General features: G+C 65.7%; 10 protein-coding genes and 1 pseudogene. 4 read left to right on the plus strand and 7 right to left on the minus strand.

Annotated elements, in window-relative coordinates:
• From trpA to FJ956_RS11065, 4 genes are all read left to right on the plus strand, one after another.
• Positions 1-840, plus strand: coding sequence for a tryptophan synthase subunit alpha (gene trpA, locus FJ956_RS11050; RefSeq protein WP_140674412.1), 840 nt, complete (start codon positions 1-3; stop codon positions 838-840).
• 95 nt (positions 841-935) lie between these two features.
• Positions 936-1862 carry an acetyl-CoA carboxylase, carboxyltransferase subunit beta gene (accD, locus tag FJ956_RS11055; RefSeq protein ID WP_140674244.1) on the plus strand — a complete coding sequence of 309 codons (927 nt, stop codon included), beginning with the start codon at positions 936-938 and terminating at the stop codon, positions 1860-1862.
• Positions 1863-2097: 235 nt separating this feature from the next.
• Positions 2098-3423, plus strand: a complete 1326-nt coding sequence (locus tag FJ956_RS11060; RefSeq protein WP_140674246.1) for a folylpolyglutamate synthase/dihydrofolate synthase family protein — start codon at positions 2098-2100, stop codon at positions 3421-3423.
• A gap of 51 nt (positions 3424-3474) precedes the next feature.
• Positions 3475-3894: a VOC family protein gene (locus tag FJ956_RS11065; RefSeq protein ID WP_140674248.1), complete on the plus strand. Its 420-nt coding sequence runs from the start codon at positions 3475-3477 to the stop codon at positions 3892-3894.
• Positions 3895-4290: 396 nt separating this feature from the next.
• Here the strand turns inward: FJ956_RS11065 and FJ956_RS30840 are convergent.
• From FJ956_RS30840 to tsaE, 7 genes and pseudogenes are all read right to left on the minus strand, one after another.
• Positions 4291-4499: pseudogene (locus FJ956_RS30840) on the minus strand (plasmid stabilization protein).
• 72 nt (positions 4500-4571) lie between these two features.
• Complete coding sequence (locus FJ956_RS11075; RefSeq protein ID WP_140546375.1) at positions 4572-4853, minus strand: cupin domain-containing protein; 282 nt, start codon at positions 4851-4853, stop codon at positions 4572-4574.
• A 132-nt stretch (positions 4854-4985) separates the two neighbouring features.
• Complete coding sequence (trxA, locus tag FJ956_RS11080) at positions 4986-5309, minus strand: thioredoxin (RefSeq protein WP_140674250.1); 324 nt, start codon at positions 5307-5309, stop codon at positions 4986-4988.
• A gap of 74 nt (positions 5310-5383) precedes the next feature.
• Positions 5384-8896, minus strand: a complete 3513-nt coding sequence (gene addA / locus FJ956_RS11085; RefSeq protein ID WP_140674252.1) for a double-strand break repair helicase AddA — start codon at positions 8894-8896, stop codon at positions 5384-5386.
• On the minus strand, positions 8893-12012 hold the full coding sequence (gene addB, locus FJ956_RS11090) for a double-strand break repair protein AddB (RefSeq protein ID WP_140674254.1): 3120 nt from the start codon (positions 12010-12012) through the stop codon (positions 8893-8895). The genes addA and addB overlap by 4 nt, the downstream gene beginning before the upstream one ends.
• 60 nt (positions 12013-12072) lie before the next feature.
• Positions 12073-12849, minus strand: coding sequence for a nucleotidyltransferase family protein (locus FJ956_RS11095; RefSeq protein WP_246672001.1), 777 nt, complete (start codon positions 12847-12849; stop codon positions 12073-12075).
• Positions 12846-14357 carry a tRNA (adenosine(37)-N6)-threonylcarbamoyltransferase complex ATPase subunit type 1 TsaE gene (gene tsaE, locus FJ956_RS11100; RefSeq protein WP_140674256.1) on the minus strand — a complete coding sequence of 504 codons (1512 nt, stop codon included), beginning with the start codon at positions 14355-14357 and terminating at the stop codon, positions 12846-12848. The genes FJ956_RS11095 and tsaE overlap by 4 nt, the downstream gene beginning before the upstream one ends.
• Positions 14358-14361: the final 4 nt, after the last annotated feature.

The following is a 14361-nucleotide window of genomic DNA, read 5'->3' on the forward strand; positions in this document are numbered from 1 at the left end:
ATGACCACCCGCATCGACCGCCGCATGGCCAAGCTCAAAGCCGAAGGCCGCCCGGCTTTGGTCACCTATTTCATGGGCGGCGACCCGGACTACGATACCGCTTTGGCCATCATGAAGGCGCTGCCGGGCGCCGGCAGCGACGTCATCGAGCTCGGCATGCCCTTCTCCGATCCGATGGCCGACGGCCCGGCGATCCAGGCGGCGGGTCTTCGAGCGCTGAAGGGCGGCCAGACGCTGGCCAAGACGCTGAAGCTGGCGTCCGAATTCCGCGCCGGCGACGACGAGACGCCGATCGTGCTGATGGGCTATTACAATCCGATCTACATCTATGGCGTCGACCGCTTCCTCGCCGATGCCAAGGCGAGCGGCATCGACGGTCTGATCGTCGTCGACCTGCCGCCGGAGATGGATGAGGAGCTTTGCATTCCGGCGCTGAAAGCCGGTGTCAACTTCATCCGGCTGGCGACGCCGACCACCGACGACAAGCGCCTGCCCAAGGTTTTGGAAAACACCTCCGGCTTCGTCTATTACGTCTCGATGACCGGCATCACCGGCTCGGCACTCGCCGACACCGCCAAGGTCTCGGCGGCGGTCAGGCGCATCAAGGGCCATACGGCGCTGCCGGTCTGCGTCGGCTTCGGCGTCAAGACCGCCGAGCAGGCGCGTGTCATAGGAGCCTCGGCCGACGGCGTCGTCGTCGGCACGGCGATCGTCAACGCGATCGCCAATGTGCTTGGACCGAAGGGTGAGAAGACAGCCGATCCGGCGGAAGCCGTCGCCACTTTGGTCAGCGGTCTTGCCCAGGGCGTCCGCTCGGCCCGCCTTGCTGCCGCCGAATAGCCTGACTATTTGTTCTTGAGCAATTCCGGCCGGAAAACCGCAACAGACTTTCCCTGGAATTGCTTGCAGTCCTTTCCAGGACAGGAGCCGAAGCCATGAACTGGATCACCAATTACGTCCGCCCTAAGATCAATTCGATGCTCGGCCGGCGCACCGACATGCCGGAAAACCTCTGGATCAAGGATCCCGAGACCGGCGAGATGATCTTCCACAAGGATCTCGAATCCAACCAGTTCGTCATCCCGGCTTCCGGCCACCACATGAAGATCTCGGCCAAGGAGCGGCTGAAGTACTTCTTCGACGACGGCAAGTATGAGGTGCTGGAAAACCCCAAGGTCGTTCTCGATCCGCTGAAGTTCCGCGACGAGAAGCGCTACACCGATCGCCTGAAGGAGGCGAAGGCCAAGACCAGCCTCGAGGATGCGATCCTCAACGGCGCCGGCACCATCGACGGCCTGCCGGTCATCGTCACCGTGCAGGATTTTGCCTTCATGGGCGGCTCGCTGGGCATGGCCGCCGGCGAAGCCATCGTGCATGCCTTCGAGGTCGCGCTGCAGCGCAAGCGGCCGCTGATCCTGTTCGCCGCCTCCGGCGGCGCACGCATGCAGGAAGGCATCCTGTCGCTGATGCAATTGCCGCGCACCACGATCGGCGTCGACCGGCTGAAGGAAGCCGGCCTGCCCTATATCGTCGTGCTCACCAACCCGACCACCGGCGGCGTCACCGCCTCCTACGCCATGCTGGGCGACGTCCAGATCGCCGAGCCCGGGGCGCTGATCGGCTTTGCTGGCCCGCGCGTCATCGAGCAGACCATCCGCGAAAAGCTGCCCGACGGTTTCCAGCGCGCCGAATATCTGATGGAGCACGGCATGGTCGACATGGTCGTCTCGCGCCTCGAGATGCGCCGGACCATTTCCCAGCTCTTGAAGATGCTGCTCAAGATGCCGGAGGCCGAGAAGCCGCTGGAGGCGGAGATCCTGCCGCCGGCGGTGGTCAATGCCGAGGCGCGGCCGCAAGCCTGACGATATCGGCCCGACGCGACATCGCTCGCCGCGAACCGCGATTTGCGCCGCCCGTTGCGTGCTGTAGCCTCTGATTTGCGCATGACCGTTCCGAGACCGATTCCCGATCTCTGGTTAGGCGCTAAAGCAATTCCAGGAAAAGTGTGAAACGGTTTTCCGTCCGGAATTGCGTCAACAAAAAAGAGAGAGCGGTTCAGAATTTCCATGAAATGATGAACCGCTCTAGGATTCCATCATGACAACGCTTTCCGCCGAACGCGAAATCGAACATCTGATGACGCTGCATCCGAAAGGCTTCGACCTTTCGCTGGACCGCGTCACGCGGCTTCTCGAGCGCCTCGGCAATCCGCAGGACCGGCTGCCGCCGGTCATCCACATCGCCGGCACCAACGGCAAGGGTTCCTGCGCCGCCTTCGCGCGCGCGCTGCTGGAGGCGGCCGGCCACCTCGTTCACGTCCACACCTCGCCGCATCTGGTGAACTGGCATGAGCGTTACCGGCTGGCGGCCGAAGGCGGCGGCAAGCTCGTCGAGGACGATATCTTCGCCGAGGCCATCGCGCGTGTCGCCGAGGCCAATGGCGGCCAGAAGATCACCGTCTTCGAGATACTCACCGCCGTCACCTTCATCCTGTTTTCGGAGCATCCGGCGGAGGCGGCGATCATCGAGGTCGGCCTCGGCGGCCGCTTCGACGCCACCAATGTCATCAAGCAGCCGGCGGTTTCGGTGATCATGCCGATCTCGATGGACCACGAAGCCTATCTCGGCGACCGCGTCGAGCTGATCGCCGCCGAGAAGGCCGGCATCATGAAGCGCGGCTGCCCGGTGGTGATCGGCGCCCAGGAAAGCGACATCGCGCTTCAGGTGCTGATCGAGACGGCCGAGCGGCTGGATTGCCCGACCGTGGTCTATGGCCAGGATTTCCTCGCTTTCGAGGAGAACGGCCGCATGGTCTATCAGGACGGGGACGGGCTGATGGACCTGCCCTCGCCGCGCCTGCCGGGGCGCCATCAATACGCCAACGCCGCGGCGGCGATCGCCGCCGTCAAGGCGGCCGGCTTCGAGATCGGCCACCGCGCCGCCGAGCGGGCGATGACCCAAGTCGCCTGGCCGGCGCGCATGCAGAAGCTGACGCAGGGCAAGCTCGTCGACCTGGCGCCGAAGGGCGCCGAGATCTGGCTGGACGGCGGCCACAACCCCGGCGCCGGCATCGTCATCGCCGAGGCGCTGGCCGAGCAGGAGGAAAAGAACCCGAGGCCGCTGGTGCTGATCTCCGGCATGATCAACACCAAGGACCAGTCTGGCTATTTCAGCGCCTTCAAGGGGCTGGCCCGCCATGTCTACACCGTGCCGGTAACCAGCAGCGACGCCGGCGTTCCCAACGACGAGCTGGCCCTGTGTGCCGAAGAGGCCGGGCTGTCGGCCGAGCCGGTCAGCTCCGTCGCCAGCGCGCTGATGCTGTTGCGCGACAGTTGGGACGGCCCGGCGCCGCGTATCCTGATCGGCGGCTCGCTCTATTTCGCAGGCGCCGTGCTGGCCGAGAACGGCACGCCGCCGACCTGAAGCAATCGGCATGACGTATTGGATTTCGGCGGGGGGCGAAAGGAACCGACCATGATCAAGGTGAAGCAACTCGCCCATGTCTGCATCTTCGCGCATGACCTGGAGGCGACGCGCCGCTTCTATCGTGACGTCCTCGGCATGGATACGCGGTTCAATTTCCTCCGCGACGGCAAGATCTTCGGCTTCTACCTCGACTGCGGTGGCCGCAGCCATGTCGAGGTGTTCGAGAAAAGCGAAGCCAGCTACAGCGCGGCAAACCAGATCAACCACTTCTGCCTTGAGGTGGAAGACATCGATGCGGCGATCCTTCACATCCGGTCGAAGGGCATCGCGGTGACGCCAAAGAAGCTCGCCTGCGATGACACGTACCAGGCCTGGATCGCCGACCCGAACGGGGTGAAGATCGAGCTGTTCGAATACACCGCCAAAAGCGCGCAGTTCGCCGGCGGCGATCGCATCGCCGACTGGTGACTAATTCAGCCAATTGATCAGTCCGAAATTCGGCTACTTCCCGACACAGGGATTTTGAAAGGTTGCCGTTTGTCTTGGTGCCAGATTTTCCGTTCATTTGCGTGAAATCAGCGCAAACGCCGGAGATTGGCTGAAGCCGCCCCCATCTCGTCATTCTATGGCGGAGCAAGGAGCGAAGCGACGCGGCGCAGACCATAGAATCCATGCCGTGACTTGGAAGCGCCGCCACGGTACAGAATTTGCTCCGTTGCACTCCCTGGCGAAGGTAACGGCATGGATTCCAGGGTCTTCGCGACGGAGCTTCGCTCCTGCTCCGCCCTAGAATGACGATCGCGAAGGGCGTCTCGGCCAATCTCCAAAGGCATGCCACCTGCCAATGCAAACAGAGCCGACCGGTCAAAATCCCTGTGCAGTGCCGCTAGAGTTCGCGGCCTTCGCGATAATTTTCTCCAGATCGATGTCGGCTCCGCTGCTTGCAACCAGGCGAGCGTAGAAGCAAGCGCGCGTTCGACCACATCGGCTATGGAGCGATTTTCCCGACGAGCAAGTCGATGAGCAATATCCCGTGCTTTCGCGCTACGGACTGAGAGTTTTGGTTCTGCCATTTGAACTCCGCTTGCCGGAAATAGATACCGACAGAGCTTAGCCATCAAGATGGCAGGTGATGGCCATCCCGCTCACTTCAGCTCGATCTCGATGAAAGCATACTCGCCGTCATTGGCGTTGATGACATCGTGCTCGACGCCCTCCCGACGGAAATAGGGCGCGCCCTGCTTCATCTCGGCGAAGGATTCGCCGTCCTTGGTCACCAGCTTCACCTTGCCGTCCATCAGCGGCACCACGACATAGTCGTGGCCATGGCGGTGCCAGCCGGTGTTGGCGCCCGGCGCGAAGCGGTATTCGGTGACGATGACGCGCTCATTGTCGACGTGAACTATGGCCTTGGCTGTTCCGGTCATGAAGCTCTCCCTTTCCTGCGAACAGAGGCCATGGAGTGCCCGCCGGCGAGAGCCAGCGCGCGTCAAGCGATGGCGCCAAAGAAAAAGCCCGGCGCGATGGCCGGGCTTGGATCTTGAAGACTTCAGATTGGCTCAGGCAAGGCTGCCGTTGATCCAGTGCGACAGCGCGGTCTTGGGTGCGGCGCCCACCTTCATGTCGGCGACTTCGCCACCCTTGAAGATCATCAGCGTCGGGATCGAGCGCACGCCGTACTGCGCGGCGAGCTCGGGGTTCTCGTCGATGTTGAGCTTGGCGACCTTGATCTTCGCGCCAAGCTCCTTGGCGATGTCTTCCAGCGCCGGCGCGATCATCTTGCAGGGGCCGCACCATTCCGCCCAGAAATCCACCACGACCGGCTCCTTGGCGTTGAGCACATCGGCCTGGAAATTGCTCGTGTCGACCTTGACGGTGGCCATGCTGAAATCCTTTCGAAAACTCGGGTTGCACCAAATGTGGTGGTTATGGCGGCGATGTTCAAGCAGTTCTTGTGTCACGCTGCCGTGAGTCGGGCAAGGGCGTCATCCATGGCGGGGGCGGGCAGCTCGATCAGGCGCGGCGCCTCGGTGAACAGCAGCGCGGCCGTCACCTCGCGGCCGGGATAGAGCGGCTGGAGCAGCGCCCGGTAGAGCGCAAGCTGCAGCACATAGGCGGGCGGCACCTGCGCCAGGTTCCCGGGCGCCGGCCGGTTGGCCTTGTAGTCGACGATCGACACTTTCTCCGGGGTTACAGCCAGCCTGTCGATCTTGCCGGAGATCGAACGCAATTTGCCCTTCACCTCGAGGCTGCCCATCACCGCGACTTCCGCGCGCGAGGATTGCGAGAACAACGCCGCGAAATGATTGTCGGACAGGATCGACAGCACCGCCTCCAGCGCCCGGTCGCGCTCGCTTTCCGGCCAATCGACACCGGCGCGTGCCAGATAGCGCTCCGCCGCGCCCCGCCTTTCAGCTTCGGCGATCCCAGGCAGCACCTGCAGCAATTTGTGCAGGGCCAGGCCCCGCATCACCGCAAAGCCGGGCTCGGCGGCGGCATCGAGCACCGGCGAGCGTGTGTCGGGCGCGGCGTCTTTCGCCTCGTCGATCAGCGCCGAGGCGCCGGAAGGCGAAAGTGGCCGCGGCAGCTCCTCATAGGGCGGCAGCGGCCGGAACAGGCCGTCCGGCAATGGCGCGGTATGCTCGAACAACCCCGCCTTGTCGACGCCGGTCGGCGCCACCGGCGGCAATTTGGTCATGTGGAAGCGGTGCACGGCCACATCGGTCGTTGCAGGATGCCGGCGCTCCTCGCTTTCCGGCGCACCAAGCAACGCGCGGCTGACGATCGAATGCCAGGTGCCGGGGCTGGGCTGACGCTTGCCGTGATAGCCGCAGACGATCAGCCGGTCCTCGGCGCGCGTCATGCCGACATAGAGCAGCCGCCGGTATTCGTCGTCCGCCAGTTCGCGCGCCCGGATCGAAGCCGCCTTCGAGACGCCGTTGGCGACATCGCTGGCCGAGCGCCACAGATAACCCTTGCCCCTCCACTGCGTCCCCGAGCTTTCGAACGGCATGAGCCGCGGCAGATGCTGGTCGCTGAACGGCGCCGAGCCGCCATCGACCAGGAAAACCACCGGCGCCTCCAGGCCCTTGGCGGCGTGCACGGTCATGACGCGGACCTCGTCGCGCGTCTGGTCCATCTCGCGCTTGATCTCGGGACCGGCATTTTCCAGCGTAGAGAGGAAGGATTCCAACCCAGGCAGGCCGGTGCGTTCCTCGGCCAGGCAGAAACTCAGGAATTCGTCCAGGATGTCGCCGGCTTCGGGCCCCAGCCGCGCCGTCATCTTGCGGCGCAGGCCGTCACGCGCCAGCACCGCGGCATAGAATTCGAACACCGGCTTGAAGGCAACTTCGCTCGCCCACTCATCGAGCCGGCTAACGACAGCGGTGAGCGCGACATCTTCCGCCGCATGCTGCCGCAGCGAAGCGATCAGCGACTGGCCTTTCGGCCTCGAGCCAGCGAATACCAGCAACGCCTCCTCGGAGACCTCGAAGATCGGACTGCGCAGCACCGCGGCCAAGGAAAGATCGTCTTCCGGCTGGATCAGGAAATGTCCGAGCGCGATCAGGTCCTGAACGGCGATATGGCCGGGCAGGCTCAGCCTGTCGGCGCCGGCGACCGGGATCTGCCGGTTCTTCAGGCTACGCGACAGCGCATGGACGAAGCGGTCGCGCTTGCGCACCAGGACGAGGATGTCGCCGGCGGTCAGTTTCCTGCCCTTGCCTTCGATCGCCTCGCCGCTGCGCAGCCAGTTCTGGATGGTCGTAGCGACATGCTCGGCCACCCGCACGGCCGGCGCGCTGGCATGGTTGACCGGCAAGGTCCAATCGTCGGGCTCCTCGACCGCATCAGTGCCGATCGAAGGCCACACCTCGACATAGCCCGGCGCGTCATTGCGGATCGCCTTGTGGCTGAGCGGATCGGGATCGTGGCTGATGCCGCGCCTGACGCCCGGTTCCGCGAAGACGCGGTCGACCGCGGCAAGCACGTCGTCGCTCGAACGGAACGACCAGGTGAGCTTGAGATTGGCGAAGGCGGCTTCGGCGTCGCGCACGCGTCCGGCGAACAACAGCCGGCTTTCGGCGAAGGAATCGGGTGCCGCGCCCTGGAAGGAGTAGATCGACTGCTTCTCGTCGCCCACGGCAAAGATCGTGCGCGTGACTGTCTCGCGCTGGCCGAGCCCGGCAAAGAACTCTTCCGTCAGCTTCTTCACCACCTCCCACTGGTCGGGGCTGGTGTCCTGCGCCTCGTCAAGCAGGATGTGGTCGATGCCCTGGTCGAGCTTGAACTGCACCCAGGGGCCGGCATCCGGCCGCGACAAGAGGCTGACGGTGCGGGTGATGAGGTCGTTGAAGTCGAGGAAACCCCGCCCGCGCTTCAACTGCTCATAGCGCGCGATCAGCCAGCCGGCGACGGTGAGCGCCGCCGCTGTCCCTTCCAGCATGCGGAACAGCGCCAGCCGGTCGGTTACCTCGAGGATCGCCTTGGCCGCGGCCAGATAGCGATCGGCCAAGTCCGGCAGCCGGTCGACCAGCGCCTTCTTGAAGATCTTGGGCGGCTCATAGGGGTCGCCGTCGGCCTTCAGGAAGGCCTTTGCCAGGAGCCGCAGCCGCCGGATCGGGTCGGTTTCGGCGAATGCGCCGCGTGCATAGGGGATGACGTTGTTCAGCACCTGCCGCGCGTCGGCGGTTTCGGCGGCCTGCGCGAATTCGGCGAATTGGCGGGGCGCGAAGCCAGGCAGCGGCCACAGCGAAGCGGCGATGTCCTCGGCCGTCTGTCCGGGCCTGAAACCGAATTCGGCGAACAGCGGCCGGAAGTCCCGATCCCTGCCGAGCTTGGCGATGAAATCGCGCAGCTCGCCGCGCTTGCCGACGATTTCAGAAAGCAGCGTATCGAGCCCGAACTCGCCGCCGCGCTCTAGCACGGTGGCAAAGGCTTCCGCCAGGCCTTCGACACCAGCGCCCGCCCCCGAAATCATGTCTCGACGGGCGTCGCCAAACAGTGAGGCCTCCATCTGCGGATCGAGCATCTCGAAATGCGCCGGGATGTTGGCTTCGAGCGGGAACTGGTGCAGCACGGATTCGCAGAAGGCGTGGATGGTCTGGATCTTCAGCCCGCCCGGCGTCTCGAGTGCCTCGGCGAACAATCGCCGCGCGCGCCGCATCGTGTCGCGGTCGGCGCCGCGGCCGTCCAGCGCCGCGATCCGCACGCCAAGTTCCGCATCGGGTAGCGCCGTCCATTCCGACAGGGTCGAGAACACGCGGTTCGACATGTTGGCGGCGGCGGCCCGCGTATAGGTGAGGCACAGGACCTTCGACGGGTCGGTGCCGTTGAGCAGGAGCCGGATGACGCGCTGCGCCAGCACATGCGTCTTGCCCGAGCCTGCATTGGCCGACACCCAGGCGGAGTAGGCGGGATCGGAAGCGCGCGCCTGGCTGGCCGCGGTATCGGAGGGGATCGGATACTTCATCCCTCCGCCTCCTCCTCGCTGGCGCCGCCGGCCGACCATTCCAGCACACGCGCCAGATGGTCGTAGTCGCCATCGGCTTCGCCTTCGCGGAACGGCAGCGCGCGCGACAGATAGCCGGTTGTCGGGTCGGCATAGTGGAAGAGCAGCCGTTCCAGCCGTGCCCAGGCTTCCTCGGAGAGGTCGTTGGCGGTGCGGGGCTTGCGGTTGTATTCGAGGATCGATTCCTCGAACACCTCGCCATTCGGCTTCAGCCGTACGAAGGCGAGTTGCGAGGGCTCGCGAATGCCGAGTTCCTTGAAGGCGCCGCGCCTCAGCAAGGCGCCTTCAAGCGCAAGCTGCGGCGACAGCAGCGTGTGCGCCTGCGCTTTCGAGGGCGAGGAGCCGGTCTTGTAGTCGAGGATGTCGGCCATGCCGCCAGCAAGCAGGTCGACGCGGTCGGCATAGCCGGACAGCGTCACGCCGGTGCGGCCGACCACCGTTTTGTCGGCGCGTTCCTCGGCATAGCGCCTCGCCACCGCATCGGCGCGACCATGCTCCCATTCAATGATGTTTTCGGCGAGCTTTTCGAAGCGCGGCCACCAGATAGCCTCGATATCCGGCGGAAGCTTTGCCTCGGCAAAGCAGAGACGGCCGGCTTCGATGAGGCTTTGCAGCGCGTTTGGTGCCCGGGGGTCTTCGACGCGGCGCGAAAACAAATGCAGGATTTCGTGGAACAGCGTGCCGCGCTCGGCGGCGCCCGGATCGCGGATCAAAGGTTCCAGCGGCATCAGGTTGAGAATCCGCCTGGCATAGACCGCGTAAGGGTCGCGACGCAAAGTCTCGATCTCGGTGACCGAGAAATGCTGCGGGCGCATGCTGAGCGGCGGCTTCGGTTGCGGGCGGGGGGCAAAATCCTTCTTCTCGCCGGCATCGAGCGCGCGCGCCCAGGTAAGCAGCGCGTCGCCGCGGCCGCGCAGTGCTGCTGCCGGCTCCTTGCCGATGAAGGTCAGGATGCGCTGCAGCCAGCGCGACGGCACCGCCGGCGCGTCGCCCGAGCGCGCCGACCGCGTCAGCACGACTGCAGCGGCACCCGTCGCCATCTGGAAGTCATGCGCGGCAAGGCCGATGCGCCGTTCCGGCGGCTCGAGATCGATGCCGGTCTTCATCAGCCGCGACATGAAGCGGTCGCTCTCGGGCTTGCGCGGCCAGACACCTTCATTGAGTCCGCCGATGACCAGCGTGTCGACGTTCTGCAATCGGGCTTCCAGCGCGCCCCAGATGGCGATGTTGCGGTCGGTGCCTTGCGCCGGCTTGACCGTCTCCGGCGCGATCAGCGCCTCCATCACGTCGGGCCATTCCGAAGCGGCGAAGGTGAAGGGCGAGGACGCCGCCACCAGTCCGCGCAACAGCTCGGCGAGTTTCTCGCCGGCGTCGCCGGCATAGAGTTCCGCCAGACCGCCATCGGCCGCGCGGCCCAGATCCTCCAGCGCGACAACGCTGGCGCGCGTCAGCGTCGCGATGTCGGCGTCGTTCTCGTCGCGGATCGCGGTGAGCGGCAGGAGTGAATTGGTAAGACGGCTAAGCATTCCGCGCGCCTGCTCAATGCCGCGCACGGTCAGGCGCGAAAACCAGAAGGGCTGCCTTGTGTCGCTGCTCAGCTCCGCCAGCCGTGCCTCGAAAAGCGCGCCGAGCGACGCGACATCGGGGCGGCCCGTGCCGCCGCGCAGCGCCACCAGCTCGACGAGTTCGGCCGCCTTGCGCACGGCTTGGCGTTCGAGGCCGAGCCCAAGCAGCGGATGCTTGAGCAATGACAGCAGGCTTACCGGATCGCCGGGCCGGAAGGCGGCGCTCAGCGCGAGCCGAAGCAGGCTGGCGGCCGGCGTGTTGACGAGCGGCGCGCCGCCGGAATCGTCGGCGACGACGCCGAAACGCAGGAGTTCGGCCGAAACCCGCCGCGCCAGCGCCCGGTCGCCGGTGACGAGCGCCGCGCGCTTGCCCGACGTCTCCACGGCGCGCTTCAGCGCGATGGCGATTGCCGCTGCCTCGTCGCGTTCGTTCGCCGCTTCCACCAGGGTCACGCCGCCAAGCGCCTGTTCGATGTCGTGTGCCGTGAAGCGCGGCCGCGTCTCGGTCCAGTACTCGGTGGTTTCGGCCGGCCGCAGCGCCTCGCCGACAAGGGCCGCGCGCAACGCGAGCGGCGGTGGCGCGGCGACGATATCCTCGACGTCGCGGCGCGAAATGCCGATGCCGCCGATCAGCTTGGCGAGGCCGTATTGCGGATGGCCGAGCGTTGCCGGGCGCGCGCCGGGCGCCGTGATCGCCGCGAAGGATGCGTCGTCCAGCTCGCGGTCGAGCCCAGGCAGCACGACGGCGCCGTTGGGCAGTCCGGCGATGACGCCAAGCAGTTCGGCCGTGGCGGGGATCGAGCCGGTCGACCCTGCGGCGATCACCGGTCCGGCCGGCGGATTGCGCTTCAGCCGCGTTGCCTCCAGCCGGATCAGGGCGCTGCGATGCGCGGCCGGATTGGAGCGGTCGCGCTCCTTGAGCAGTTCCGGCCAGTTGTCGGTGACGATCCCGAGGAAATCCAGCGTCACCTGCCACCAGCCGGCAAGATTGCCGGTCACCAGCGTCGCGAGCTTCGCCCAATCCGTGCCTTCGGTCTCGATCTCGTCCATCAGCCGGGCGAGGTCGCGCGCCAGCCAGATGGCGTCGGTGGCCGAGGTCGGCACGATGAATTCCTCGTTGAACCGCTCTCGCACATGCGCCGGCAGGCTTTCCTTCCAGGCGCGCACCAGCGGCGCCAGCAACAACAGCCGCTCCTGCGCGGCGATCGGCGGCGCGAGCTCGATGGCCGGCGCCGCCTCGGCGTCGAAGTCGGCCTCGTCCTCGTCGAATTCGCCGAGCGGCCGCACCGTCGGCAGGATGGCCGAGCATTTTCCGAGAATATCGACGAAAGCCCCGCGCAGCGCCCGCGCCGCACGGCGCGTCGGCACATAGATGGTGGCGTCGGCGAGCGCCAGCGGATCGCCATCGAAGCGGAAGCCGGGGATCAGGCGCCCGTCGAGCAACGCCTCCGCCAGCGTCGGCAGGAACGGCGCTCCGGACGGGATGGAAAGGACGCGGCGCGCGCCGCTCATACCGCATTAGATCGCCGTGCGCCCTTTTGGGCGCACCAAGGACGATCTAACCTTTTGAATCTACGCATCGTGCTTTCCGAAAATCGAACCCGATTTTCGGTCCGATGCGGTAGCGAGCGCGCCGGCGACGGCTGCCTCTGCCGCCGGAATCGCGTCCGGCGTGCCGACGGTGATCCAGCGTCCGTTCATCTTCATGCCGAACAGGCGCCCAGTGGCGATCGCCTTGTCGAAATAGACGTTGAGCGAATGCGAGCCTGTGGGCGCGTCCTTGAAGATGCGCGGATGGATGATCGCAGCACCCGCATAGATCAACCCGGTCGGATCACCCTTCGAGCGCCGTAGAGTTCCATCGGAGGCAACAAGGAAATCGGTGCCGACGCAATGCCCGGTCGCTGAGTCGAGATCGGTAAGCATCAGCAGAATATCCATTCTGGCGGCGTCCCATGCAAGGGCAAGGCGCTCGAGGCTGGGCTGGCCGCTGTCGATCCAGAACGTGTCGGCATTGATGATGTAGAAGGGCTCGCCACCCAGAAGCGGCAGCGCGTTGACGATACCGCCAGCCGATTCCAGCAGCGCCTCGCGCTCGTCGGAGATGACGATCTTCGGTGCGCGCCTATGGGCGACATGGGCGACGACCTGCTCGGGCAGATAGTGCACGTTGACGACGGCCTTGGCGACGCCGGCAGCTTCCAGACTGTCCAGCCCCCAGTCGAGCAAGGTCTTGCCGGCGATCGTCACCAAAGGCTTGGGCATCGTGTCGGTAATCGGCCGCATACGCTTGCCAAGCCCGGCCGCCAGCACCATCGCGGTCTTCGGCGTCATGGTTGGGGGCTTCATGGAACCCGTTCCTCGAGCAGGCCGTGGGCCATGTAGAAATCCTTAAGGCCGGCAAGCGCCGGATGCGCCAGCGCCCGCCTCAGATAATCGCGGATGCGCGGCAGGTGCTTCAGATAGTAAGGCTTGCCGTCGCGCTTTTCGAGCCGCACGAAGATGCCGAGGATCTTCGAATTGCGCTGCGCGGCCATCATCGCATAGGCCTCGGCGAAGCCGGCCTCGTCGAAAGCGCCGGCGCCGCGCCGCGCCGCGACATAAGCAGCGACCGTCCGCCGCTCGATCGCGGGCGAAACGGTGACGCGCGCATCCATGGCCAAAGAAGCCACGTCATAGGCCGCGGGCCCGATCAGCGCATCCTGCACATCGACGATGCCGAGCCGGTCGAGGCCGGCGCGCTCGGCCCGCCAGATGATGTTGGGCGAATGGAAATCGCGCAGCATCAGCGTGTATTCGCTGCCTGCCAGGCGATCGAGAAGCGCGTTCCATACCTTGTGGTAGCCTGCCCGCAACTCGTCGTTTGCCGGTTCGCCGGTGATCCATGGCACATACCAGTCGACCAAAAGGTCGGCTTCGATCAGCATAGCCTCCCGGTCGAAGGGCGGCACGTCATGGAATGCGCCCGGCGCCGCTTCCATGCGCGTGGGCCAGGTCTTGCCATGCATCATGGCCAGCAGCTCGGCCGCCGCCTCGTAGCGTTGGGCGATGGGCTTGCCGTCGCGACCGAGGAAACCTTCCGAGCCGAGATGCTCGATGAGCAGAAAACCCTGGTCGAGATCCTGGGCATGGATCGCCGGCACGCTGACGCCGGCGGCATAGAGCGCCCGGTCGATGGCGACGAAGGCGGTGACGGACTGGGCCGTATGGGCGATCACCGCATAGGGCTTGCCGTCGCGCACCGGCGGCCCGAGCACCAGCCGCGGCGAGTTCATCAGCACGCGCGGCGCCTCGCCGGCCAACGAGACGATTTCGTAGGAGCGGGCGGAGGCGTCGCCGACGAAATGGCGGCGGCTGGCTTCGCCCCATCCGGCCGAGGCCAGGAAATCGCGCATCGCCAGCGATCGCGCCACGCGATCATGGACCGGCCCGTTTCCGGACAGCCTTGCCACGCGGCCCTCGCCATGTTCGGCAAGCTCGACCCACAGCGCGTTTTGCGGCAAGCGGTCTGCGGCCCGTTCCGGCCATTCGATGAGCGCAGTGCCCTGCGTCAGCGCGTCGTCGAGGCCGAGCTCGTCGAGCTCGTCCGGTGAGGACAGCCGATAAAGGTCGAAATGATGCACCGGGACGCGCGTCTCGTAGCTCTGCACCAGGGTGAAGGTCGGGCTCGGCACTTCGAGGCCGGTATCGTCGGCAAGCGCGCGGATCAGCGCGCGGGCCAGCGTCGACTTGCCGGCGCCGAGATCGCCTTTCAGCGCGATCGCATCACCGGCGCGCAACGCCATGGCGAGATCCTCGCCAAGCCTTGCCGTTGCCACCTCGTCGGCGAGAAAACGTTCCAGCACCGTTCCTGCCATCGGG

It is taken from the genome of Mesorhizobium sp. B2-4-3, from assembly GCF_006442815.1.
Taxonomy (GTDB): domain Bacteria; phylum Pseudomonadota; class Alphaproteobacteria; order Rhizobiales; family Rhizobiaceae; genus Mesorhizobium.